This is a genomic window from Cellulophaga sp. F20128 (assembly GCF_023015805.1).
Taxonomy (GTDB): domain Bacteria; phylum Bacteroidota; class Bacteroidia; order Flavobacteriales; family Flavobacteriaceae; genus Cellulophaga.
Genome location: NZ_JALKBA010000022.1, coordinates 1 through 23,286, shown reverse-complemented (window position 1 = coordinate 23,286; position 23,286 = coordinate 1). Strand labels below are relative to the sequence as shown.

The following is a 23,286-nucleotide window of genomic DNA, read 5'->3' as shown; positions in this document are numbered from 1 at the left end:
CTTTGAAGTATACAAATTAATTAAAAAGCGACCTTAGCTATAAGGTCGCTTTTTTTGTTTGTGTACCTTTGCGTTATGAATTTACAACCTTCATATACAATTACAGAGGCGACAAAAAAATTGGAGTATTACTGTGCTTATCAAGAGCGTTGCCATAAAGAAGTGACGCAAAAGCTGAAAGATATGGGAATGATTCCCGACGCTATAGATCTTGTAATTACCCATTTAATAACCGCAAATTTTTTAAATGAAAGTCGGTTTGCTCAGAGTTTTGCCCGCGGTAAATTCTCCATAAAAAAATGGGGGAAAAGACGGATTGTAAGTGAATTGAAGCAACGTCACATTTCAGTTTATAATATAACATTGGCACTGAAAGAAATTAGTGAAGATGATTACCGCAATACACTAGATGTTCTGGCAAAAAAAAGGCTGGAGAGTATCAAGGAAACTTCGGTTCAAAAGCGGAGAAAAAAATTAGCAGATTACCTGTTGTATAGAGGTTGGGAGAGTCATTTGGTTTATGAAACGATTTCAAATCTGATCAAATAAAAAACCAGCAAGGCTAACTTGCTGGATTTTCTATTTAAATGGTTTTAAACAGCCAAGAAATGTGGTGCTTAAAAGGCGTATCGTTGAGGTCCACCTCTTCTGATTTCCTCGTTTGCGAACGACTCGTATTTTTTAAAGTTTTCGCGAAAGGCATTGGTAAGTTTGAAGGCTGTTTTGTAATAGGCCTCATCGTCATTCCAAGTCGCTCTAGGGCTTAGCACTGAGGTTGGTACGCCAGGACATTCCCTAGGTTGTGCAACGCCAAAAACGGAGTGAATATGGTATTTGTCGTAGGAGTATAATCCTAAATCACCATTTAAGGCAGCATTAATCATTGCACGGGTATATTTTAATTTCATACGGGTTCCTATACCGTAGGGACCACCTGTCCACCCTGTATTTACCAGCCAAACATTTACGCCAGCCTCTAGCATTTTAGCACTTAACATTTCTGCATATTTTGTAGGATGTAAAGGCATAAAAGGGGCTCCAAAGCAAGCTGAGAAAGATGGTACAGGTTCTACTACACCAGCTTCTGTACCCGCAACCTTAGCAGTGTATCCAGATATAAAGTGATAAGCTGCCTGACTAGGGGTTAATTTAGAAATGGGGGGTATTACCCCAAAAGCATCTGCAGTTAAAAAAAATATATTTTTAGGATTGGTCCCTATTGAGGGAACTTGAATATTGTCAATATTATAAATAGGATAACTTACTCTCGTGTTTTGTGTAATGGAGGTATCTGAAAAATCGACTACACCTTTGTCATTCATAACTATATTTTCAAGAATGGCCCCCTTTTTAATAGCACCATATATTTCTGGTTCATTTTCTTGAGAAAGGTTTATTACTTTGGCGTAACAACCTCCTTCAAAATTAAAAACAGAATTTTCATTGGTCCATCCATGCTCGTCATCACCGATTAGTTTTCTTTTAGGATCTGCTGATAATGTTGTTTTTCCTGTTCCAGACAAACCAAAGAAAATAGCAGTATCACCATTTTCTCCAATGTTAGAAGAACAGTGCATTGGCAATGTATTTTTAAAGACTGGTAGTATAAAATTTAAGGCCGAAAAAATACCTTTTTTAATTTCTCCTGTATAACCAGTACCACCAATTAATGCAATTTTCCGTGTAAAATTTAAAATAGCAAAATTATGCTGACGGGTACCATCTATGCTAGCATCGGCCATAAAACCAGGGGCATTAATAACGGTCCATTCAGGGTCAAATTCCTTCAGTTCTTTTTCTGTAGGACGTAAAAACATATTGTATGCAAACATATTAGACCATGGATACTCGTTTATGACGCGTATGTTTAGTTTATAGTCTGGATCAGCACAAGCATAGGCATCTCTAACGTAAAGCTCTTTTGTATTTAAATAAGCAATGACCTTATTGTATAGAGCGTCAAATTTTTCTGGAGCAAAAGGAAGATTTATATCGCCCCACCAAACTTTATCTTTGGTGATATCATCTTTTACAATAAATCGATCTTTTGGTGACCGGCCTGTAAATTCACCTGTATTAATTGCTAAAGCCCCAGAGGAAGCTTCTTTCCCCATGTCATTTTCTAAGGTAATTTTGTGCAATTCTGATGGAGATAATTGATACTTAATATCAGTGCTATTGATACCATAGTCCTCTAACGAAATCGTTTTCGTAGTTGGAGTATAAATGCTCATAATTTTTAGTTTTTTGTTAATGCAAAGCTAAAAAAAAATTATGGTTATCTAATTTAATTGTTCAATGTTTAGTTAAAACGTTTAAAAATACGATAACCTAATAAAAACCACCCCAAAATTAAGAATATGCCACCTATTGGAGTTGCAAAGGCAATAGATTTAGCATTAAAACCTAAAATTGTATCAATACTTAATAGGTAAATTGAAAAACAAAACAGAAATATGCCAGTTATAAAAATATAAAATATTTGTTTTTTATGTTTTTTTTCAATTTTAGGTAAAATACCCAAAACAAGTAAAAGTAGTGCATGGTACATCTGGTATTGCGCAGCTGTTTTGTAGGATGCAATGGCGTTGGCATCAATTAATTTTTCTAAGCCATGTGCTCCAAAAGCACCAAATAATACAGATGTAAGACCAAAAAAAACTCCAGTCAGTAAAATTGTTTTGTTCATAACAAAAAGTGTTTATATATTTATAAATATAACAAACTGAAATTATAATATCAGTATCACATATCAAAAGTAATAAAACAGATGATAAGAGAAATACTTGTACTAGGCGCCGGAAAATCTACAGCCTATTTATTGGATTATTTGCTGAGTAAAGCACAAGAAGAAAAATTACAGATAACCATTGCAGATATTAAACCAGAGAATATAGCTAAAGAGATTGCAACGCATAAAGCATGTACTGTTATTGGGCTAGATATTTTTAATGAAAAAGAGCGCCAGCGACAGATCCGTATGGCAAATATTGTAGTTTCTATGTTACCGGCTAGTTTGCATTTGCTCGTCGCGAAAGACTGCCTTTTACACGGCAAACACTTAGTAACGGCCTCTTATGTTAGCGATGAGTTAATGGCTTTAAATGATGTGGTGAAAGGAAAGAAACTTGTTTTTATGAATGAGGTTGGTCTTGATCCTGGAATAGATCATATGAGTGCGATGCAGATCATTGATGGTATTCGAGAAAAAGGCGGAAAAATGTTGTTGTTTGAGTCTTTTACAGGCGGATTAATTGCCCCGGAGAGTGATACAAACCTATGGAATTATAAGTTTACATGGAACCCTAGGAATGTGGTTTTAGCGGGTCAGGGTGGTGCTGCAAAATTTATACAGGAAGGTACCTATAAGTACATCCCTTATCATAAACTTTTTAGAAGAACTGAGTTTTTTAATGTTGAAGGCTTCGGAAGGTTTGAAGGCTATGCCAATAGAGATTCTTTAAAGTATAGGGAAGCTTATGGATTGCAAGACGTATTAACCCTATATAGAGGTACCATGCGCCGTGTTGGATTCTCCAAAGCTTGGAATATGTTTGTGCAATTGGGAATGACAGATGATGGCTATGCCATAGAGGACTCTAAAGGGATGACATATAGAGCGTTTACAAATCTATTTTTACCGTATTCCCCAACAGATACAGTAGAACTAAAACTACGGCATTACCTTAAAATAGATCAAGATGATGTAATGTGGGGGAAACTAGTAGAGTTACATCTTTTTGACGCCAATAAAAAGATAAGGGTAAACCAGGGAACACCGGCACAAATATTACAAGAGGTTTTAGAACAATGCTGGACATTAGATACAGCGGATAAAGATATGATTGTTATGTATCATAAATTTGGATACGCATTACATGATAAAAAATATCAAATAGATGCCAATATGGTAGTCATTGGTGAAAACCAAAAACATACCGCAATGGCAAAAACAGTTGGGTTGCCTGTGGCTATGGCTACCTTATTAATTTTAAACAATAAGGTTACCACCTACGGAGTGCAAATTCCCATTACCAAAGAAGTCTATAACCCCATCTTATCTGAATTAAAAGAAAATGGAATCATTTTTAAAGAATATGATATGCCTTATATGGGCTATAATTCGGAATTAGAATATAGTTAGTATTTAAAACTGTTTTGATATATTTATAGTCAATTTGAAACCATACTGATGAAATTTGATAACGAAAGGATAAAAATAGACGGAATTGACAAAAAAATCATAAGGTATTTAATGGAAGATGCTCGTAAGCCCATTTTGGAGATTGCACGTAGCATTGGTATTTCAGGAGCTGCCATTCACCAACGGTTGCGCAAACTAGAAGCTTCGGGTTTAATGACGGGTTCTAAATTTGTAATTAACCCCAAGGTTCTGGGTTATACAACAATGGCCTATATTGGTATTTTTTTAGACAAGGCAATGAGTAATCCTAGCGCTGTAAAAGAATTGGAAAAAATACCAGAAGTTTTAGAATGTCATTATACAACGGGTAATTGGTCTATACTCATTAAAGTATTGTGCAAAGATAATGAACACTTAATGCATGTACTCAATAAGGATATTCAACAAATAAAGGGCATCTCTAGAACGGAAACTTTTATTTCTTTAAATCAACAAATTGATCGGCAGATCAGTATTTAAATAAAAAAGAGGCTGTTTTAAAACAGCCTCTTTTTTATTTTGTTATTAAGCAACTCATTAATCCCTTCCAAAAACTTGAAAAGCCCAATATACTAAGGAAGCTAATGCACCTAAAGCGGCAACCAAATAGGTTCTAGCGGCCCACTTCAAAGCGTCTTCTGCCCCTGCATATTCTTCTTGACTAAGCATATTCTTATTTTTTAACCACGCGAGTGCACGGTTACTAGCATCGTATTCAACGGGTAAGGTTACAAAACTAAATAATGTTGCAAAGCCCATCATTACCAATCCGGCTACGGCTACATAAAATCCAATGCCTCCTGCTATTCCGGATACCGCCATTAAAATAACACCACCATATACAACCCATTGAGACATGCTAGAGGTGACACTTACAACCGGAACTAATTTAGAGCGCATGGTTAACCATTCGTATGCCTGAGCATGTTGTACTGCATGTCCACATTCATGGGCAGCTACTGCAGCCGCAGATGCATTGCGTTGACTGTATACACCTTCACTTAGGTTCACTGTCTTATTTTTTGGATTGTAATGGTCTGTTAACATACCAGGGGTAGAAATTACCTTTACGTCTGTAATGCCGTTATCAGCTAGCATTTTTTCCGCTATTTCAGCGCCACTCATGCCATTGCGCAAGTGTACTTGAGAATATTTTTTAAATTTGCTTTTTAGCTTGTTACTTACGATCCAGCTTACTAAAGCAACTGCACCAATGATAATATAATATGTAAACATAATCTTTATTTTTAAAGTTAAATATAGAAATATATAAGCAAAAACCTCGCCATATTAGGCATCATTTTTATTTCTGACAAAATGTCTAATGGTTACTTGAATTTGTATTTTAGAACCAAGACAAACATAATTAATATTGCAGTAATGCCGTTTGCGAGAATAATGGGAATACTTTTATAATGTATGCCATAAATTAACCATAATAGAACGCCCGTAAACATGGCGGCATACATACTCAAAGAAATATCTTTGGTAGATTTTAATTTCCACGTTTTATATACTTGGGGCACATAGGCACCAGTTGTTAAAACGGCAGCTATAAAACCTAAAATTTCTATGTTTTCCATAATTCTACTTCAATGTTGAATTAATTGATGTCAAAAGGTTAATGTTCAAGGTGCAAAGTATTGTGATTTTTGCTGCAGCCCAAACCTCAATACTTTGTCCTCAATATGAACTTACCCAACTATATTTATAATTTTTCCTGGTACTACAATTACTTTTTTGGGTTCCCTACCCTGTAATTGCTCAATGGTTTTTTCGTGTGCCATTACAGTTGCTTCTATTTCTTCTTTAGATAGGTCTAAAGGTAACTCCAATTTAAAACGCATTTTGCCATTAAAAGAAATAGGGTATTCCTTACTGCTTTCTACCAAATGTGAGGCATCAAATTTAGGAAAGGGTGCTGTTGCAATAGAAGTAGTGTTTCCCAATTGCTCCCACAATTCTTCAGCAATATGCGGGGCATATGGAGAAACAAGTATCGCTAAGGATTCTAGAATTTCTTTACTAGTACATTTTTGTGCCGATAACTCATTAACACAAATCATAAAGGTAGAAACCGAGGTATTAAAAGAAAAGTTCTCAATATCTTCCGCCACCTTTTTAATGGTTTTGTGTAATGTTTTTAAGTTGTCTTTTGTTGGAGCTGCATCCGTGAACTTGGCGCCATTATCCTCTAGATATAATCGCCATAATTTTTTCAAGAATCCATGAGTTCCTGTAATGCCAGCCGTATTCCAAGGTTTAGATTGCTCTAATGGCCCTAAGAACATCTCGTACAAACGCAAACTGTCTGCGCCGTAGTCCTCACAAATACTATCTGGACTTACCACATTGTACTTGGATTTGGACATTTTTTCGACTTCACGACCTACAATATATTTGCCATCTTCTAAAACAAAGGCTGCATCTTTATATTCTTCACGCCAGTTTTTAAAGGCTTCAATATCCAATTCATCAGAAGCATTTACAAAGGATACATCTGCGTGAATAGGAGAAACTATTTTGCCATCAATTAATCCCTTAGAAATTATTTGGCCTGATTCCTCTTCTCTATAAACAAAAGCACTCGTCCCCGTAATCATTCCTTGGTTGATCAGTTTTTTAGCAAACTCCTTTTTAGGAACTACCCCTTTGTCGAACAAGAATTTCTGCCAAAAACGGGCATATAGTAAGTGACCTGTTGCGTGCTCACTACCACCAATATATAAATCCACATCTTGCCAGTAGTTCATAGCATCCTCAGAAAATATGGCCTCTGTATTGGTAGGGTCCATATAGCGGTTAAAGTAAAAGCTACTTCCTGCCCAGCCTGGCATAGTATTTAATTCTAGTGGCCACACTGTTGCATTATCTATCTCGCTGTTGTCTACAACTTTATTTGTAACGGTATTCCAAGCCCAAACGGTAGCGTTACCTAAGGGTGGTTCGCCAGTTTCGGTGGGTAAATATTTTTCAACTACGGGTAAGGCTATCGGCAAGTGCTCTGTAGCTATCATTTGGGGCATTCCGTCTACGTAATACACAGGAAATGGTTCTCCCCAATACCGTTGTCTACTAAAAACAGCGTCGCGCAAACGGTAGTTGATTTTTCCTTTGCCTTGTCCTAATTTTTCCAATTCGTATATCGCTAATTTCATCGCTTTCTTATACGGTAATCCGTTTAAAAAATCTGAATTCGCTATTACTGTTTTGTCTTTATCGGCATGAGCTTCTTCAGAAATATCGACACCCTCAAAAATATTGGGAATTGGAATATTAAAATGTTTTGCAAAGTCGTAATCCCTTTGGTCACCACAAGGAACAGACATAACTGCACCTGTACCATAGCCAGCTAAAACATAGTCGCCAATCCAAACAGGAATGGGTTCTTTAGAAAAGGGATGTTCTGCATAGGCGCCTGTAAATGCGCCCGAAATTGTTTTTACATCGGCCATACGCTCGCGCTCACTACGTTTTGCGGTGGCTTGGATGTAGGCTTCAACTTCTGCTTTTTGTTCTGGTGTTGTAATAGTGGCTACAAGCTCGTGCTCTGGAGCTAATACCATAAAGCTTACCCCAAAAATAGTGTCTGGTCTTGTTGTAAATACTTCGATCCCCCTGTCCAAGTCGACCTCACCCCAGCCCTCTCCAGAGGAGAGGGAGCTTAGTTTTTTTTCAATTTTAGCAATTACGGCCTCTATATTATTAAGAACATCATCATTGGAAAATCTTAAAACTGTAAATCCTTTTTTCTGTTCCAACAATAACTCGCGTTCGTCATCTTTTTCTAATTGGTATTGATGAATCTCCCCATCAACTTCAATAATTAAATTCTTTTCAATACAAACAAAATCGACGATATAATTAGAAATTGGATGTTGTCTCCTAAACTTATCATTTAAATTTCTATTGCGAAGTTCATCCCAAAGCTTAGCCTCAGCTGCGGTTGGATTTTTTCGCATTTCTTTGGCACGCTCTAAAAGTATCCCGTAAATTTCTGAATTACCTGTGTAATATCTTGGTGAGGAGGAGTCTGTCCCCCCTCCTTCGGAGGGGGTTAGGGGGAGAACTTTAAATGTGACCGAAGCACCTTGACTTCTTCCAATCCAATTGGTTTGTGAGTCTTTTAAGGGTTGGGGCCAGTCTATTGTATTTAAATCGTCTAGAAGGCGTTGTGCATAAGCAGAAATGCGCATGCTCCATTGCGTCATTTTTTTACGGACAACCGGATGCCCACCACGTTCTGATACGCCATTTATGATTTCATCATTCGCCAATACAGTTCCCAAAGCCGGACACCAATTTACTTCGGTTTCGGCCAAATAAGTAAGTCTGTATTGCAATAATAATTCCTGTTGTTTTTTAGGGTCAAATGTGTTCCATTCATCAGCTGTAAAAACTGGGATGTCTTCATCAGAAACTGCGTTTACGGTTGCATTTCCGTCTTTTTCAAAAAGAGCAATTAAAGTAGCAATATCCTCAGCCTTATCCGAGTCTTTATTGTACCACGAATTAAATAATTGAATAAATATCCACTGTGTCCATTTGTAATAATCAGGATTAGAAGTCCGTACCTCGCGACTCCAATCGAAAGAAAAACCTATTTTGTCTAGTTGTTTTCTGTACCCTTTTATAATATTCTCTTGATAGTTTTCGTCTTTTTTTGAAGTTGCTATCGTTTTATCTATTAATGCTTCATTTTTAATACTATCATCGACATTCAAATATTTTGGTAGAATATTACCCGCTGCATCTAAACAACCGTCAATATTAATAGAAGTAGTTACCGCTGGATGTAATCCAGTCTGAATAGCATATTGTTCTGCTGGCAATCCAAAAGAATCGTACCCCATTGGGTGCAACACATTAAAACCTTGATGCCTTTTGTAACGTGCATAAATATCACTGGCAATATACCCAAGTGGGTGACCAACATGAAGCCCAGCCCCAGAAGGATAAGGAAACATATCTAAGACATAAAATTTTTCTTTATCAGAATTATTTTCTGCTTTAAACGTTTGGTTTTCTGCCCAATATTTTTGCCACTTGGCTTCAATCTTTTTAAAATCGTAATTCATATTTGTTGTTTCAATACAGCTGTAAGTTTATAACCTAGAGCATTCTTTGCGTCAATATTTTGCGCAAAAATAAGTTTAATCATTCAATTGAATGGTATAAAAAGTAAGAGACCTATGCTATAGCTGTGAAAATGTTAGTTAATCATTACAATTTCCGCTATATTTTTGGCTATTCGTGTATATCCTTTGCCATTGGGGTGTAAACCATCTAAAAACAAGTCCTTATTTATTTCTCCGTTTTCTAACAATAAAGAGGTTCCAATATCCTTAAATAACACACCTTCTATAGCTGCTATCTTTGCTGTTTTTTGGTTAATCGTCTTAATTTGTTGTTCTTTTCCTGCTCGGGGTAAAATTCCAATAAGGATAAGGCTACTGTTTGGTTGTCTTCTTTTGATGGCTTGTATTAGATTTTTTATTCCTAGAATAATATCATTTTCAGTATCTGAATCTAGGTTATTGGTACCTGCCATAACTATAATTTGTGCAGCTTCAAAACCATCCAATTCGTCATGCTGTATGCGCCAAAGCATATTTTCTATTTTGTCCCAACCAAAACCAAAATTGCGTATTCCTAAGGGTTGCAAAATGTTGGTCCAGCTGTCTTGTCCATTAAATAGGGGATCATTAACTTGGCCTCCCCAAAAATGAACAATAGAATTTCCAAAAAAACAGATTTTTGGAGGATTCGTTTTGTTGGTGTTAAGAATATTTTGATGTCGATCTTCCCATTTGTATACAGCAATATCCCTGCTTTGTGTTTTGGGTACGGTCGTAGCTAAATTCCCAATGGGCTCGTCTAAAATTTCTCTGATTATTTTCTCATAAGCGTCTGCATATTGCATCATTCCCAGGTCGTTAGGGTGAATATAATCTACAAAAGAATCAAAATTAAGATTCATATCTTCCTTTTGTAACATAAAAATAGAAGTGTAACCTTCTGCTTTTAATTGGTGATAAGCAAGTTGCATAGCAGTGTTCAATGCAATAGGAATGTCCCTTCTTTCTTTGTTGCTAAAAGAATTTGCATAGCCAATATGTGCGGTTAAAATTATTGGGGTATTGGGTCTCTTTTCTCGTAATTTTTTTACGGCATTTACAAGTAATAACTGAGTGTCATGTTTTTTTGGAGATAAATTGGGCAAACAATCCAAGATGTAGATTTTGGCATCAATCTCAGACATTAAATCGATAAGTTCGGGCTCTAATCTGCCATTGCCAGAAAACCCTAGGTTAATTACTGGTCGTTCTATTTTTCTTTCTAAAATATTTGTCCAAGCCATTCCAGGTCTAGAGGCACATGCTCCTTGACAGATAGAGGTGCCATAGGCTACAATGGGTTTTTCTTGCCGAATTGGTAAAGGGTCTAAAAAGGAATCTGAGTCAATTCCAATTTCTAAAGATTCAACCTCATTGTACAAAGGTAAAAACAGTTGATATTCTCTACCGTGTTTTTTATGAAAATTGGATTCACCATCCATTACAAAGCTATAGGTACTAGTCTCGTTAATGGAGTAAGTCCCCCAATTTCTTATCCATTCCCCATTTGAGGTTTTACCGTATAAATCTAAACCACTAACACCTGTTGCCGGCATATGAGGCATAGCCGTTGGTCTTTTAAGTTTGTATTTTACATGAATAGTAGGCGCATTGCTCCAAAATCGAATAGAGAGCCCTGCTGCATGTTTTGATAAATTCCAAACAGCATTCCTTACCTTTTCTTCTGCTTTAGAAGGAAGCCGATGGTAAATAGAAGCACCTGCTTTGGGCCATCCGTTACCGGCAATAACGGAAGTTGTGTTGTTGGCAGGATTCCACCATTTTAGTGCTGTTTTTTCTTGAGCAAATGAAACTAAAATTGTAAATAGGAGTAAAAGGAGGGTGTATTTTTTAATCATAATTTCTATCTTAGTTTTATAGATACAAGTTTTTAAGGAAACAGATTTGGAAGTAGGGTAAAAATAAAGCTAAAAATTTAGATTTTAATCATAGAACTCAAAAATGCATTATTCCAATTACTTTACTATTTTTACGCATTCTTATAAGTTATGAGCAAATCTTTTGAACGTTATCAAAAAAGGAAATTAATTTCCTCTTATTTTTCGGTTGTACTTAGTATAGCCCTAGTATTATTTTTGTTAGGGATATTGGGCTTATTGGTCTTGAATACTAAGAAAATGGCGGATCATTTTAAAGAGCAGATTACTGTTTCTGTTTTTCTAAAGGACGAAGCCAAGCAAGTAGAAATAGACCAATTGCAAAAAAGTTTGGCAATGGCAGACTATACTAAATTAGCAACTTTTGTGTCTAAGGAAGAAGCTGCCGAAAAACACAGCGAAGCCATAGGAGAGAATTTTATGGATTTTTTGGGGTATAACCCGTTAAAGAATTCTATTGATGTACAACTAAAGGCAGATTTTGTCTCCCCAGAAAAAATAGAAGAAATAGCTAATGCAATTGCAACCAAAGGGTATGTAGAGGAGGTTAGTTACGACAAACCTCTTATTTCTTTGTTAAATGATAACGTCAAGAAAATTAGTTTATGGATCTTAGTGGCTAGTGCAATTTTTACGTTTATTGCCTTTTTGTTAATCAATAGCTCTATACGTTTATCGGTCTATTCAAAACGATTTATTATTAAGACCATGCAGATGGTGGGGGCTACCAAACAATTTATACGCAAACCTTTTATATGGACCAATATTAAATTAGGTATGTTGGGTGCCTTGTTGGCAATGATTGGGTTGGCAGGTGCCATTTATTATATAAACACTAATTTCCCAGAATTAGCGCTTTTTAAAGAACCTCTAATTTTAGGGTTTTTATTTACAGGAGTTTTTGTTTTGGGAGTCTTAATTTCGTTTATAAGTACCTATTTGGCTACACAACGTTTTTTAAACCTTAGAACAGACGATTTATATTATTAAATTTGCAGCAGAAAAACCGAAAGGGATCAAAATTTATTTCAGATGAAAAAAAATCAAAATAGAACAGCACAAAATTCTAACACAGAATTTATTTTTCAGAAAAAGAATTACATGTTTATGTTTATTGGTATTGCCTGTATTGCCTTAGGTTTTATTTTAATGAGCGGTGGTGGTAGTAATGATCCTAACGTTTTTAATGAAGAAATATACAATTTTAGAAGAATACGCCTGGCGCCAACTTTGGTGTTGATAGGTTTAGGCATAGAAGTTTACGCTATTTTGTTGAATCCACACAAGAAGAACTAATTTGGAGATTTTTGACGCCGTTGTCCTTGGAATCATACAGGGATTAACCGAATTCCTACCGGTATCTTCTAGTGGCCATTTGGAATTGGGAAAAGCAATTCTAGGAGACCATTCCGTACCTGAAGAAAGTTTATTGTTTACCGTAATACTGCATTTTGCTACCGCATTAAGTACCATAGTAGTGTTTAGAAAGGATGTGCTAGAAATTATCCGTGGTTTGTTTCAGTTTAAATGGAATGAAGAATCACAATTCTCATTAAAAATCCTTATTTCTATGATTCCAGCAGTCTTAATCGGACTATTCTTTGAAAGGGAGCTGGAAGCTTTTTTCGATGGTAACATTCGCTTTGTTGGCCTCATGCTTTTAGTGACTGCAGTATTGCTATATTTTGCAGACAAAGCGAAAGACACTACTAAGAAAGTTACTTTTAACAATGCCTTTATTATTGGAGTATCACAAGCAATAGCGATGCTACCAGGGATTTCTAGAAGTGGGGCTACCATTTCTACTTCGGTACTTTTAGGTGTAGACAAAACCAAGGCGGCCCGTTTTTCTTTTTTAATGGTGGTACCGTTAATTTTTGGAAAAATAGGAAAAGACATGCTTAGTGGCGATCTTAATTTTGAAAGCAGTCAATCTGTAGCTATGGGTGCCGGTTTTGTAGCTGCCTTTTTAGCGGGTCTTGTAGCGTGTACTTGGATGATACAACTAGTGAAGAAAAGTAAACTGTCTTATTTTGCAATCTACTGTTTGCTCGTGGGCTTGGTTGCTATAGGGTATAGCATTTGGAGCTAAGTTATAATTTGACTACATTTAATTCTATTAAATTCTTTTCAATATGTTGTTTATAGGGCCTCTTGAAATAGTATTGTTAGTTGTGGTGTTAACCTTTATTCCCGTTGTTATCGGGTTTTATGTGTATAAATTGGGAAAAAAGGCAGGCTACAAGGAAAAAGTAGAGGCAATGACCATAAATGATGAAAAACTTTAATTATTGATTACAAAAGAAGAATTTTTAGAAGGACAAATACTACTGATAGACAAACCACTAACCTGGTCATCCTTTCAGGCAGTTAATGCCTTAAAATGGGGAATACGTAGAAAGTTTGATTTAAAGAAAATAAAAATTGGGCATGCGGGAACCTTAGATCCTTTGGCTACAGGACTGTTAATTATCTGCACAGGAAAATTCACAAAAAGAATTCCAATACTACAAGGGCAGGTCAAGGAGTATACCGGAACAATTACTGTGGGGGGCACAACACCATCTTATGATCTTGAAACGGCGGTAAATGAGACCTTTGCTGTAGATCATATTACGGCTGAACAAATTGAGGCAACTACCTCTAAATTTATAGGAAAGATTTCCCAAATACCTCCTGTTTTTTCTGCCTTAAAAAAAGATGGAAAGCGTTTGTATGAATATGCAAGAGAAGGACAAGCCGTTGAAATAAAGTCCAGAGAGGTTGAAATATCTGAATTTGAAATAACAAAAATAAATTTACCAGAAATTGAGTTTCGGGTAATCTGTAGTAAAGGAACCTATATACGCTCTTTGGCACACGATTTTGGGAACGCCTTGCAGAGTGGAGCACACTTATCTGCCTTGCGAAGAACCAAAATAGGTGATTTCAACGTAGATAATGCAGTTACTCCTGCCGATTTTCACACAAATGTTCTCGGTATGGAGAAACCTAAAGATGTGTAAAATTTGGGTTTTTAGCGAATATTTAAAATATTTTTGAAAAAATACGGTTATAGCATATATGTTTAAAGACAGCAGATCATTATCCTTTATCATAACATTTTTTTCCATGTCTATCATGGTATTGTCCTTGTACAATATTCATTTAGGGGCAAAAGAAGTGGAAGATGAGTATGTTGTAGAAATGGCAATGATTGATGAAGTTGAAGAAGAAGAAATACAGAAGGAAGAGCAAGAAGCTTTAAACCAAGAAAAAATAAAAAGTCATTTAGCGTATAATGAAACGGCCAAACCATCCTATGGTAACCCGGAGCCTTTAAAAACGTTGGATGAATTAATGCAGGAGGCAAAATCCAATGAAGAAAGTGATCCAAACGCTGAGGTTTTAAGTGCTGATAATGGGTATGCAGCTAGCTTAAAGGAACTCGCAAAAAAAAGACAAGAATTATTAGAAAAATTAGGAGAGAAAGATGCAAAAAAGGATCCGGTTTCTCATAATTTAGCTAAAAGAAGAACTTCTATCTCGTTTTCCTTAGTAAAAAGAAATGCATACAATTTACCACCACCTACATATACCTGTATTGAAGGTGGTAAGGTAGTAGTGAATATCATAGTAAATAATGACGGTAATGTTATAGAGGCTGAATACAACAAGAAAAGCTCTAACACTAGCAATGGGTGCCTGGTTGATAATGCTATTGAATACGCTTTAAAATCTAGATTTAATGACGCTGACAAAGAAAGACAGAAAGGCACTATAACCTATTTATTTCAAGGGAAGTAATTGTACAAGATCTGCAATAGTATTCTGCCCTTTGTCTTTGGTATACCAAAGTTGTAATTCTTCTTTAAATTCTGCAGTTAAAGACCCGTGTTTGGTTTTATAATCAGAAACAATTTTTGTTAAATTACTAGGTCTTGGCCCCCAATCTCCAATAATTTCTTCTGTATTGTTATTTATGGCTATAAGTCTAGGGATAGATAAGGTATTGTTGTAAAGAAAGTGATTCATAAGTTCTAAGTTTTCATCTCTAAGAATAACTTTTACATCAATATTGGAATTTTGCTCTGCAAATTTTTGCATAATGGGCATAGTTTGCGCCGCATCTCCACACCAACTTTCAGTTAAAACCAGCCATGTTATAGGAGTGTCAATTTGTTTAATTTTATCGATGGTAAGGCTGTCAATTTTTGTGGTTTTACTCAGGCGTTTCATTCGTTTCTCGTTGAGAAATGTGTAGTGTGCTAAATCTTCAGACTGTTCTGTTCCTGTAGATTTTTTATCGGCAACCAAAACTCTCATTAAATCTCGATAGGTCTCATAGGTCATTGCCGTTTTTAATGATTTCCTTAGAAGTGTTTTTACTTGTGTGTCTAGGGTTGCTTGCATACGTATTTGCCTTTATTTAATATCAAAAATAGAATATGAGCTTTTAACAAAAGCTGATATTAGTCACATTGGTAGTAAATTTTCAAGAAAACTTACAATATAGATCCATGACGTTAGTTTGTACTGGTTTGGTTGCCCTCTAGAAAGTCTAAAAAACTACTTCTAAATTTTTGACCGATAGGAATTTTGTGGTTTGTGGTTAAAACTTGGTTGCCAGCTACACTTTTTATTTTTTCTAAGTTTACAGCAAAAGATTTATGAGTTCTAATGAATAACTTATTTGGCAACGATGCTAGCATAGTGCTAAAAGTAGTATTGGTAATTATGCATTGGTCTTCTACATATACTTTAACATAGTCTCCAGAGGCCTCTATAAATAGGATGGCATTGGGAAGTACCTTATGCAACACCTTATTGGCTTTAATTAATAAGAAATCGTAGGTTGGAGTTTCTGGGCCGACATCCGTTTTTTTAATTTCTAACTTATTTACAGCCGTTAAAAAGCGATCAAAAGAAAAAGGTTTTAGCAAATAGTCTAAGGCGTTTACCTCAAACCCGTCTATTGCATACTGTGAATAGGCCGTAGTAAAAATGACTTCTGGTGGATTTTGCAAGGACTTGTAAAATGATAACCCTGATATTTTTGACATATTAATATCTAAGAATAGCACCGCAATAGTGGGGTGTTTTTTTAATTGCAATAGGGCATCATTGGCTGAATTACAAACACCGACAAGTTCTAAAAAATCGACATCGGATATAAATTTTTTTAAAATTTGTTGAGATGAAGGTTCATCGTCTATAACCAAGCATTTAATACGCATTAGAAATTGATTTTGTTAGCGTTATGGTTACCGCAAAGGTATCTTTGGTTTCTACAACATGAAACGTATGTGCGTTTGGGTAGACCAATTCTAAGTTGTTTTTTATGTTCTCTAACCCAATACCAGAATATTCTTCAGAAACTGGATTTTCGGTTTTAAAACTATTGTTTTCAATGGAAAAAACAAAGGTATGTTCTTTTTGTAGGATTTGAATAGTAATAAAAGCATTTCCAGAGTCATCAATGGTACTGTGTTTAAAACTATTTTCTACTAGGGGCAATAACAACATTGGGTACACTAAATAATTTTCATTTTCTACTGTAGTGTTAAACTGGATGTTTTTGAAGTTATGAGATCTAAATTTATGAAAATCGATATAATTTTTCAATAATGTGATTTCATCTTTAAGCGGAATGGTTTGTGTGTTGGAATCATAAATAACATACCTTAAAATATCGGATAATTGCACTATGGCATCTTTGGTTTCTTCCTTTTTCTCCAGTGCAAGTGCGTAGATAACATTGAGCGAATTAAATAAGAAATGAGGGTTAATTTGTGAACGCAAGGAGGTAAGTTGCATTTGAATGTGTTGGTTGTCCAATTTTAATCGTCTGTTTTCTTCTCTATTAAAATAAAACCAATCTTCAGCTAATTTTAATAGTGTAGTTGCTATTAAGAATATGATAAAGATAGTATTAACACCTATAGGGCTGGTATAGGAAATAAAGAAATAGTTGGGATAGAGCCAATCTAAAATAGGCTCTAAAAACCACTGATTAAGTTTGGTGAAAAGGATTAAGTTTACAATAAACCCTAATGCGTAATATACATACTTTTCCCTTTTTAAGAGTTTTGGAATTAGCAGGTATAGGTTAATAAGTACGGGTATGGCAACGGTAATAAGAAAGCCAATAGTGTATGCGAAATCAATTTTGATTGGAATATTTCCTTTGCTAAAAGCAAAAAGTAAAATGACATAAGAAAAAAGCCAAACCACTACATTAAAGAGTAGTGGTCTGTGTATTTTTTTAGGTATTGCTTCTTTATTAGTGCGTTTCATTAGCTCGGGTTAAGGTAAATTTTTTATCTGTTTTCCACTTGTCTTTGTTGTCAGATTCTAGATATTTTTTTAAGAATTTAAAAAGCTCTTTGGAAGAGGCTGTTAATACAAGTGTTTCGTTAATACCAACCTTTTCATGTTTTAGTTGGATCTGTTTTTTTTCAAAAAGTTCAGTTAATCGATCTTCATCGAGCCACTTTAAGCTCATATTACCATTTTCTAAAATATCTAATTTTGCAACGGTATGGGTTTCTATGATATTGGACTTAGCAAGGCTATTTAAATCTTCAGAATTGTAATCAACCATATTAAAGTTGATGAATAATTCATTATTTATTTTAAAGGGGACACCAATAAAACTAGCTTCTTTTTCGTTTTCGGTATATTTTATAAAGTAACCATCTTTGTATTGTTCGTATATTTTTTTATCGTATTCAAACTTTGGTTCCTTGTCTTTTTTAAATTCTTCTTTTAGGGATGTTACCTCCCATTTTCCTTGTTTAGCATCTTCCCAATTACCAATAAAAGATGCCTCATAAAAAACGGCACTCGCAATGTAAAACGGATGTAAGGATTTTAAAACACATGAATTAAAAAGTAATATACAAAGGGCGATAATGATATTTTTAATTTTCATAGGATTTGTTTTATAATGTTCATTCAAAACAATAACAATTTACAACGCATACCAAGTTGTTTCGGCAAACAAGGGCTAACTAATGCCAAACAATGGATAAGTATGTTCTTTTATTGTAAAAATAAGGCTTGTTTTAGAAACTTATTTATCTTTAATCTTGTAAACTTTTAAAATGGAAAAACATAGGTGTGGTTGGTGTGTTGGGGATGAATTGTATGAAGCATACCACGATAAAGAATGGGGGGTTCCTGTACGAAATGATGCTGCCTTGTTCGAGTTTTTGGTCTTGGAGACTTTTCAGGCGGGTTTAAGCTGGATTACCATATTGCGAAAACGGGAAAACTTCAGAATGGCCTTTGATCATTTTAATTATAAAAAAATTGCCACCTACAAGCAAACTAAAATTGATGAATTATTAGAGGATGCGGGTATTATTCGGAACAAATTAAAAGTACATGCAACAGTTTCCAATGCCATTTCTTTTATGAAAATACAAGAAGAGTTTGGTAGTTTTAATGCGTATATCTGGGGTTTTGTAAACAATACACCCATTACAAATAAAGTAAAGCATTATAAAGAAGCACCAGCAAATACACCCTTGTCAGACACCATTAGCAAAGACTTAAAAAAAAGAGGATTTAAGTTTGTAGGGAGCACCGTTGTTTATGCGTACATGCAAGCTACAGGAATGGTAAATGATCACGAAATAAATTGTTTTAGGTATACTAAAGTTTAAGATGTGCTGTATGAATAAATTAGATAGAATTTTTGTTTTTGTTTTTTTGATGTTTTCTGTTTTAGGAATAGCTCAAGAAAAGGTAGAAAGAGAACACAGAATATTAAAGTCTCAGTTTCCGCCAATTGTTTATCATAAAGCAGCCTTGGGGGATCATGTGAAAAAGATGAGGTATTATAAGGAAGTTGCTACCGAGCAGGTGGTATACAGTACTAAATTTAAAAAAGATAGATTGCATTATCAAATGTTTTACACTGAGGAAGGAACCCTAAAAAGTGTAGCCTTTGCAATCAAGCAAATAGATGTTCCAGATACTGTATATGCACTTTTTGAAACGTATTTTAACGGAACTTTTGATAGCTGGAAGTTGGTTGAACTGGATCAGCTGTACCCCGTAGCTTCTAAAGATTTAGAAACGGAAACTTTTAGCAATGCTTTTCAGAATTTAATGCTTCCCAGTATTCTTTATAAATTAGTTGTTAAAGGAAAACAAGATGCCCAAAAAGTGCATCAGGAGTTTTGGTTTACTGCCGAAGGTAAATTTGTTTCGTCAAGAGATATGTTGCCTGCCAATCACGATAGAGTGTTGTATTAGGTGCTAAAACCAATAGATTACACCCTCAAATACCAGAATTATCTAACTTTATTTAATTATAAGGTACAATTTGGTTTCCCCTATTTATGACTGTCGTTATACTATTAGTGGGTAAGAGATTTGTTTTTGATTGTTCCAATTATGTATATAGGGCCCTATGAGAACAGTTTTTATGGTTATAATCTTAGGTTTAAATGATTGGTGATTATATCTCATTCATATAAATAATAGATAACGCAATATAATTTTTAAAAGAGTAGTATATTTGGTCAACTACTAAAAAACTATACTTTATGAAAGCACTTTTTAGCTTTATATGCGCATTTGCATTTTCGTTAATTTCAATTTACGCTCAAAAACCAATAGAAGGTAGGTGGGACTTGGTATTACAAATGGATGGTAAAGAACACCCATCTTGGTTAGAAGTTACTCATTCTGGAATGAATACCCTAGTAGGGAGATATGTGTTTTTAAACGGGAGCGCAAGGCCAATTAGTGAGGTAAAGATAGATGAGAATAATTTTTCGTTTCGTATTCCACCACAATGGGAAAGCGGCGATGATCTAGAGTTTAAAGGGACACTTGTTAATAATGAATTAAAAGGAACCTTTACGTATACGGATGGAAAAACCTATAACTGGAAAGGAGTTAGGGCTCCTATATTTGAGTATAACAATAATCCAATATGGGGAGCGCCCATTACGTTGTTTAATGGAAGAGATTTAACAGGATGGACTCCTATGGGAGAAAATCAATGGGTAGTGGAAGATGGTGTTTTAAAAAGTCCAAAATCTGGCGCTAACTTGGTAAGTGATACTAAATTTACCGATTTTAAACTGCACATAGAATTTAAATTTCCGGCGCAGAGTAACAGTGGAATTTATCTAAGAGGTCGCTATGAGGTACAAATAATGGATAGTCAAGGAGAGCCTTCAAGTATACTTTTTGGTGGGGTTTATGGGTTTTTAACACCTAATGAAATAGTCTCTAAAGGTCCGGATGTATGGCAACAATTTGATATTACTCTGATTGGGAATCGCGTTACAATTGTAGCCAATGGAAAATCTGTTATTACCGATCAAATTATACCTGGAATCACTGGAGGTGCTTTGGATAGTAATGAAGGCGAGGCAGGACCGTTTTTAATTCAAGGAGATCATGGTCCAATAGAGTACAGAAATATTATTGTTACTCCTATTTTGAACAGCAAAAAATAGTACAGCTCTTAAACCAATAGTTATTGTAAATTGAAGTTAATGGTGCTAAAGTTGTGCCAGGTTTTATGGGTGTAAGAGGTTTTATTTAAACTTACAGCACCATTAAATTACACCCTCGAATATCAGAGTTATCAAATCGTCCCATAATTTCGAAACTCTGGTTTGGATGTATTTTTCCTAGATCTTGGGTCGCAATAAAAGAACAAGAATTTACATTGGCAAGGTCAATTACATTAATGCCCCCCGTTTTTCCTATAGGAAGTAGCGTTAATGGGTCTTCTGTGTCTCGTACCATTATTTTCATCCAAGGAGGCGTATTAAAAATTCCGTTTCCCTTAGAATAAGCTTGAGAAAGTAGTTCGGTCATTCCGTATTCAGAATGAATTTCAGATACACCAAACCCTTTCTGTAATTCTTGGTGTAGTTCTTCACGAATCATTTCTTTTCTGCGTCCTTTCATACCACCTGTTTCCATGATAATTGTATGCTGTAAGTTGAGGTGATACTGTTCTGCAACATCTAATAATGCAAACGAAACACCAATAAGAATGACTTTGGTTTTCTGTGCCTCTAAGCCTTTTAAGGTGTCAACCAATGCTTCAATTTCATTGAGGTAAAACCCGCTGTTTGGATGCTTGCTTTTTTTTATCAGATCATCCGCCATATAAATTAAAGAAGAGCCTTCTCGTTCTAAATAAGAAGGTAATAAGGCCAAAACACAGTATTGGGTTATGTCACCATAAAAATAATGAAATCCGGCTAGGTAGCTGTCCTTATATACTTGCGCCTTAGTAACGTAGTGCTTGCTCGTTATTGCTGCCGTTGTACCGCTGCTACTGAAGGTGATTTCTGGGATAGCATTTTCTATCAGGACCTTTTTAGATTTAAAAAACTGAATTGGTAAAAATGGAATTTCCGTATAATGTTTTACGTTGCTGTCATTTTTATGGAAGTGATTACAAAACTCCTGATAAACTTTAGTCTTAGTGTACTGAAATTTGAACACTTGCAACGCAGCAGAATTAAATTCTTCTTCTGTTTGTATTTTAAATAGGGGCTCTGTGTTCATTTGTTAGTTTACTGCTTGCAAAAGTAAGTAACTAGTTAGATGAAAAAAATAAAAAAAGTCCCAACTTAGTGGAGCTTTTTATTTTGTTGGTTTGTGGTTTATTTTACAACTAATTTTCTAGTAATGGATTTTTTATTTTCTGTTACTTGAATAAGGTACATTCCGGAAACTAATTTGGAAATGTTTAATTCTTTTGTAGTGATTCTTTGTTTTAAAACAACTTCTCCAAATATGTTATAGACAACAATATCTTTGGTTGCATTATTTTTAGTGGTAATATATACTCTATTCTCTGAAACGGGATTTGGATATAGTTTAAAATCTACAATTTCAGAAGGTTCAGCATTCTGTGTTATGTCTTTTACGAGCGCTTGTTGGGCCGAAAGAAATATAGCGAATGTCATAAAAAAGAAAAGAAAGTAGCGTTTTTTCATTTTTGCTGATTTGGGATTAGCATTGTAAATGTATGGGAAGGAAGTGTTTAAAAATAGTTATTGTTGTGAAAACGGGCTATTTTGTAGGTAAAAGTAACTTTTTCCTATTTTTAGGAAATAATTTTTGGAAAAATGCGTTGCCGAGAAAAGCGTTTGCCTATTTGATAATTAATTTGCGAGTGGCAACTTTATCTTTTTCATAGATGCGTATCACATAAACACCAGCATCCAAGTCAGTTACATTAAGTTCTTTGCCAATTAGTTTTGTTTCCAAAGCTTTGGTTCCAAGAACGTCAAAAATTAATATCTTTTTAGGTGCATTATGTTTGGTGCTAATATAAACTTTACCGTTTGTTGCAGGATTAGGGTATAACTTAAGACCTTCTATTTCAGAATTGTTTTTCACCTCTTGCCCAAGGGCAACGGCAGTAGAAATTAAGAAAAAGAATACAAGGTATACGTGTTTCATATATAGCAGCTAGCAATAAATATACCACAAATATAATAAATATGCTGCTTTGACGTTGTAAACTTTATTTTTTTTCGATTAAAGTAAAAAGTCCGGCTATTTGCCGGACTTTTAATAATGTTGATATGCTTAGTTGTTATAAACCAACTGTCCAGCCAGCAGCCCAATCAGGAGCGTTAGCCCCATTCCCGGCACCTGTTGCTGTGGCTTCAGTAAAGAAAGCTTGGTTTAAACCAGAATAGTTTGTTTCATCAAAACCTGTAGCTTTATTGTCAAACTGTATGTTGGTTATTGTTAAATTGTTTGCTTCAATCCTAGCTGCAGCTTCTGCATCACTAGCGGTCCACAAAACACCTAAATTAATTCCAGAAGTGTAGAAGTTGTCAATAGTAAAGTTTCCACCACCTTCTTTAAAGAAAAGTGCGCCTTCACCTACAGGACCAACAACAGTTATATTAGAAAGTGTCGTAGTTGTTACAGGAGTAGCATTGCCGTTATCTCCGTTGTTAGAACCTTCTATCCCAGCTTTGGCACCTCCTTTTATGTACCAATTAGAACCACTACCAACCCATCCATCAGCAAAATCGATAGAATCGTCACCACTATTAATTGAAACTAAGTAATTACCTGTTACAGTTCCTCCAAAGAATTCAAT

25 protein-coding genes and 1 pseudogene are annotated in these 23,286 nt (G+C 35.1%); 12 read left to right on the top strand and 14 right to left on the bottom strand.

The annotated features are described in order from the left end of the window. Positions 1-75 precede the first annotated feature (75 nt). Entirely contained in the window at positions 76-549 is a 474-nt protein-coding gene (locus tag MWU65_RS15650; protein WP_247079458.1) for a regulatory protein RecX, read from the top strand. A 68-nt stretch (positions 550-617) separates the two neighbouring features. On the opposite strand, the gene pckA is transcribed toward MWU65_RS15650, so the two are convergent. Both pckA and MWU65_RS15640 read right to left on the bottom strand, forming a co-directional pair. After that, positions 618-2,234, bottom strand: a complete 1,617-nt coding sequence (gene pckA, locus MWU65_RS15645) for a phosphoenolpyruvate carboxykinase (ATP) (RefSeq protein ID WP_247079457.1) — start codon at positions 2,232-2,234, stop codon at positions 618-620. Between the two features lie 68 nt (positions 2,235-2,302). After that, positions 2,303-2,689: a DUF423 domain-containing protein gene (locus MWU65_RS15640; protein ID WP_247079456.1), complete on the bottom strand. Its 387-nt coding sequence runs from the start codon at positions 2,687-2,689 to the stop codon at positions 2,303-2,305. A gap of 81 nt (positions 2,690-2,770) precedes the next feature. On the opposite strand from MWU65_RS15640, the gene MWU65_RS15635 reads away from it, so the two are divergent. Both MWU65_RS15635 and MWU65_RS15630 read left to right on the top strand, forming a co-directional pair. Beyond that, positions 2,771-4,144: a saccharopine dehydrogenase family protein gene (locus tag MWU65_RS15635; RefSeq protein WP_247079455.1), complete on the top strand. Its 1,374-nt coding sequence runs from the start codon at positions 2,771-2,773 to the stop codon at positions 4,142-4,144. A 48-nt stretch (positions 4,145-4,192) separates the two neighbouring features. After that, positions 4,193-4,663, top strand: a complete 471-nt coding sequence (locus tag MWU65_RS15630) for an Lrp/AsnC ligand binding domain-containing protein (protein WP_247079454.1) — start codon at positions 4,193-4,195, stop codon at positions 4,661-4,663. 57 nt (positions 4,664-4,720) lie between these two features. Here MWU65_RS15630 and MWU65_RS15625 read toward each other — a convergent pair whose 3' ends face one another. The 4 genes from MWU65_RS15625 to MWU65_RS15610 form a co-directional block, all read right to left on the bottom strand. After that, complete coding sequence (locus MWU65_RS15625; RefSeq protein ID WP_247079452.1) at positions 4,721-5,419, bottom strand: zinc metallopeptidase; 699 nt, start codon at positions 5,417-5,419, stop codon at positions 4,721-4,723. A gap of 92 nt (positions 5,420-5,511) precedes the next feature. Then, entirely contained in the window at positions 5,512-5,766 is a 255-nt protein-coding gene (locus tag MWU65_RS15620; protein ID WP_247079450.1) for a SemiSWEET transporter, read from the bottom strand. 111 nt (positions 5,767-5,877) lie between these two features. Beyond that, positions 5,878-9,261 carry a leucine--tRNA ligase gene (leuS, locus tag MWU65_RS15615; protein WP_247079448.1) on the bottom strand — a complete coding sequence of 1,128 codons (3,384 nt, stop codon included), beginning with the start codon at positions 9,259-9,261 and terminating at the stop codon, positions 5,878-5,880. A 134-nt stretch (positions 9,262-9,395) separates the two neighbouring features. Beyond that, positions 9,396-11,159 carry an SGNH/GDSL hydrolase family protein gene (locus MWU65_RS15610; RefSeq protein WP_247079446.1) on the bottom strand — a complete coding sequence of 588 codons (1,764 nt, stop codon included), beginning with the start codon at positions 11,157-11,159 and terminating at the stop codon, positions 9,396-9,398. A 150-nt stretch (positions 11,160-11,309) separates the two neighbouring features. Between MWU65_RS15610 and MWU65_RS15605 the strand changes: the two genes are divergently transcribed. From MWU65_RS15605 to MWU65_RS15580, 6 genes are all read left to right on the top strand, one after another. Beyond that, a complete protein-coding gene (locus MWU65_RS15605; RefSeq protein ID WP_247079444.1) occupies positions 11,310-12,188 on the top strand; it encodes a permease-like cell division protein FtsX in 879 nt (292 codons plus the stop codon). A 42-nt stretch (positions 12,189-12,230) separates the two neighbouring features. After that, entirely contained in the window at positions 12,231-12,494 is a 264-nt protein-coding gene (locus MWU65_RS15600) for a DUF3098 domain-containing protein (RefSeq protein ID WP_247079442.1), read from the top strand. A gap of 1 nt (position 12,495) precedes the next feature. Beyond that, positions 12,496-13,290: an undecaprenyl-diphosphate phosphatase gene (locus MWU65_RS15595; RefSeq protein ID WP_247079440.1), complete on the top strand. Its 795-nt coding sequence runs from the start codon at positions 12,496-12,498 to the stop codon at positions 13,288-13,290. 43 nt (positions 13,291-13,333) lie between these two features. Then, a complete protein-coding gene (locus MWU65_RS15590) occupies positions 13,334-13,486 on the top strand; it encodes a hypothetical protein (protein ID WP_247079438.1) in 153 nt (50 codons plus the stop codon). Positions 13,487-13,489: 3 nt separating this feature from the next. Further along, entirely contained in the window at positions 13,490-14,203 is a 714-nt protein-coding gene (gene truB / locus MWU65_RS15585) for a tRNA pseudouridine(55) synthase TruB (RefSeq protein ID WP_247079436.1), read from the top strand. A 106-nt stretch (positions 14,204-14,309) separates the two neighbouring features. Then, positions 14,310-14,984: a hypothetical protein gene (locus MWU65_RS15580; protein ID WP_247079434.1), complete on the top strand. Its 675-nt coding sequence runs from the start codon at positions 14,310-14,312 to the stop codon at positions 14,982-14,984. Here MWU65_RS15580 and MWU65_RS15575 read toward each other — a convergent pair. From MWU65_RS15575 to MWU65_RS15560, 4 genes are all read right to left on the bottom strand, one after another. Then, positions 14,967-15,590: a thioredoxin family protein gene (locus MWU65_RS15575; protein ID WP_247079432.1), complete on the bottom strand. Its 624-nt coding sequence runs from the start codon at positions 15,588-15,590 to the stop codon at positions 14,967-14,969. The two genes, MWU65_RS15580 and MWU65_RS15575, sit on opposite strands and share 18 nt — an antisense overlap. A gap of 113 nt (positions 15,591-15,703) precedes the next feature. Then, positions 15,704-16,414, bottom strand: a complete 711-nt coding sequence (locus tag MWU65_RS15570) for a LytTR family DNA-binding domain-containing protein (protein ID WP_247079431.1) — start codon at positions 16,412-16,414, stop codon at positions 15,704-15,706. Next, positions 16,404-17,474: a histidine kinase gene (locus tag MWU65_RS15565; RefSeq protein WP_247079430.1), complete on the bottom strand. Its 1,071-nt coding sequence runs from the start codon at positions 17,472-17,474 to the stop codon at positions 16,404-16,406. Before MWU65_RS15565 ends, MWU65_RS15570 begins: the two co-directional genes overlap by 11 nt. Continuing rightward, on the bottom strand, positions 17,461-18,111 hold the full coding sequence (locus MWU65_RS15560) for a hypothetical protein (protein WP_247079429.1): 651 nt from the start codon (positions 18,109-18,111) through the stop codon (positions 17,461-17,463). Before MWU65_RS15560 ends, MWU65_RS15565 begins: the two co-directional genes overlap by 14 nt. A 172-nt stretch (positions 18,112-18,283) precedes the next feature. On the opposite strand from MWU65_RS15560, the gene MWU65_RS15555 reads away from it, so the two are divergent. From MWU65_RS15555 to MWU65_RS15545, 3 genes are all read left to right on the top strand, one after another. Next, on the top strand, positions 18,284-18,847 hold the full coding sequence (locus tag MWU65_RS15555) for a DNA-3-methyladenine glycosylase I (protein ID WP_247079428.1): 564 nt from the start codon (positions 18,284-18,286) through the stop codon (positions 18,845-18,847). Between the two features lie 10 nt (positions 18,848-18,857). Then, positions 18,858-19,442 carry a hypothetical protein gene (locus MWU65_RS15550; protein ID WP_247079427.1) on the top strand — a complete coding sequence of 195 codons (585 nt, stop codon included), beginning with the start codon at positions 18,858-18,860 and terminating at the stop codon, positions 19,440-19,442. A gap of 293 nt (positions 19,443-19,735) precedes the next feature. Beyond that, on the top strand, positions 19,736-20,659 hold the full coding sequence (locus MWU65_RS15545; RefSeq protein ID WP_247079426.1) for a DUF1080 domain-containing protein: 924 nt from the start codon (positions 19,736-19,738) through the stop codon (positions 20,657-20,659). 91 nt (positions 20,660-20,750) lie between these two features. Here MWU65_RS15545 and MWU65_RS15540 read toward each other — a convergent pair whose 3' ends face one another. The 4 genes and pseudogenes from MWU65_RS15540 to MWU65_RS15525 form a co-directional block, all read right to left on the bottom strand. After that, positions 20,751-21,728, bottom strand: a complete 978-nt coding sequence (locus tag MWU65_RS15540; protein ID WP_247079425.1) for an acyl transferase — start codon at positions 21,726-21,728, stop codon at positions 20,751-20,753. 98 nt (positions 21,729-21,826) lie between these two features. Next, positions 21,827-22,162, bottom strand: a complete 336-nt coding sequence (locus tag MWU65_RS15535) for a T9SS type A sorting domain-containing protein (protein ID WP_247079423.1) — start codon at positions 22,160-22,162, stop codon at positions 21,827-21,829. Between the two features lie 157 nt (positions 22,163-22,319). Continuing rightward, positions 22,320-22,631 (bottom strand): T9SS type A sorting domain-containing protein, encoded by a 312-nt coding sequence (locus MWU65_RS15530; protein ID WP_247079421.1) that lies wholly within the window; start codon positions 22,629-22,631, stop codon positions 22,320-22,322. A gap of 136 nt (positions 22,632-22,767) precedes the next feature. Next, positions 22,768-23,286, bottom strand: a pseudogene (locus MWU65_RS15525) (hypothetical protein); the annotation flags it as partial.

What these genes read in the sequence shown, in the direction of transcription:
- MWU65_RS15650 (WP_247079458.1), top strand. Translation starts at nt 76, where the DNA reads ATGAATTTACAACCTTCATATACAATTACAGAGGCGACAAAAAAATTG.
- pckA (WP_247079457.1), bottom strand. Translation starts at nt 2,234, where the DNA reads ATGAGCATTTATACTCCAACTACGAAAACGATTTCGTTAGAGGACTAT.
- MWU65_RS15640 (WP_247079456.1), bottom strand. Translation starts at nt 2,689, where the DNA reads ATGAACAAAACAATTTTACTGACTGGAGTTTTTTTTGGTCTTACATCT.
- MWU65_RS15635 (WP_247079455.1), top strand. Translation starts at nt 2,771, where the DNA reads ATGATAAGAGAAATACTTGTACTAGGCGCCGGAAAATCTACAGCCTAT.
- MWU65_RS15630 (WP_247079454.1), top strand. Translation starts at nt 4,193, where the DNA reads ATGAAATTTGATAACGAAAGGATAAAAATAGACGGAATTGACAAAAAA.
- MWU65_RS15625 (WP_247079452.1), bottom strand. Translation starts at nt 5,419, where the DNA reads ATGTTTACATATTATATTATCATTGGTGCAGTTGCTTTAGTAAGCTGG.
- MWU65_RS15620 (WP_247079450.1), bottom strand. Translation starts at nt 5,766, where the DNA reads ATGGAAAACATAGAAATTTTAGGTTTTATAGCTGCCGTTTTAACAACT.
- leuS (WP_247079448.1), bottom strand. Translation starts at nt 9,261, where the DNA reads ATGAATTACGATTTTAAAAAGATTGAAGCCAAGTGGCAAAAATATTGG.
- MWU65_RS15610 (WP_247079446.1), bottom strand. Translation starts at nt 11,159, where the DNA reads ATGATTAAAAAATACACCCTCCTTTTACTCCTATTTACAATTTTAGTT.
- MWU65_RS15605 (WP_247079444.1), top strand. Translation starts at nt 11,310, where the DNA reads ATGAGCAAATCTTTTGAACGTTATCAAAAAAGGAAATTAATTTCCTCT.
- MWU65_RS15600 (WP_247079442.1), top strand. Translation starts at nt 12,231, where the DNA reads ATGAAAAAAAATCAAAATAGAACAGCACAAAATTCTAACACAGAATTT.
- MWU65_RS15590 (WP_247079438.1), top strand. Translation starts at nt 13,334, where the DNA reads ATGTTGTTTATAGGGCCTCTTGAAATAGTATTGTTAGTTGTGGTGTTA.
- MWU65_RS15580 (WP_247079434.1), top strand. Translation starts at nt 14,310, where the DNA reads ATGTCTATCATGGTATTGTCCTTGTACAATATTCATTTAGGGGCAAAA.
- MWU65_RS15575 (WP_247079432.1), bottom strand. Translation starts at nt 15,590, where the DNA reads ATGCAAGCAACCCTAGACACACAAGTAAAAACACTTCTAAGGAAATCA.
- MWU65_RS15570 (WP_247079431.1), bottom strand. Translation starts at nt 16,414, where the DNA reads ATGCGTATTAAATGCTTGGTTATAGACGATGAACCTTCATCTCAACAA.
- MWU65_RS15565 (WP_247079430.1), bottom strand. Translation starts at nt 17,474, where the DNA reads ATGAAACGCACTAATAAAGAAGCAATACCTAAAAAAATACACAGACCA.
- MWU65_RS15560 (WP_247079429.1), bottom strand. Translation starts at nt 18,111, where the DNA reads ATGAAAATTAAAAATATCATTATCGCCCTTTGTATATTACTTTTTAAT.
- MWU65_RS15555 (WP_247079428.1), top strand. Translation starts at nt 18,284, where the DNA reads ATGGAAAAACATAGGTGTGGTTGGTGTGTTGGGGATGAATTGTATGAA.
- MWU65_RS15550 (WP_247079427.1), top strand. Translation starts at nt 18,858, where the DNA reads ATGAATAAATTAGATAGAATTTTTGTTTTTGTTTTTTTGATGTTTTCT.
- MWU65_RS15545 (WP_247079426.1), top strand. Translation starts at nt 19,736, where the DNA reads ATGAAAGCACTTTTTAGCTTTATATGCGCATTTGCATTTTCGTTAATT.
- MWU65_RS15540 (WP_247079425.1), bottom strand. Translation starts at nt 21,728, where the DNA reads ATGAACACAGAGCCCCTATTTAAAATACAAACAGAAGAAGAATTTAAT.
- MWU65_RS15535 (WP_247079423.1), bottom strand. Translation starts at nt 22,162, where the DNA reads ATGAAAAAACGCTACTTTCTTTTCTTTTTTATGACATTCGCTATATTT.
- MWU65_RS15530 (WP_247079421.1), bottom strand. Translation starts at nt 22,631, where the DNA reads ATGAAACACGTATACCTTGTATTCTTTTTCTTAATTTCTACTGCCGTT.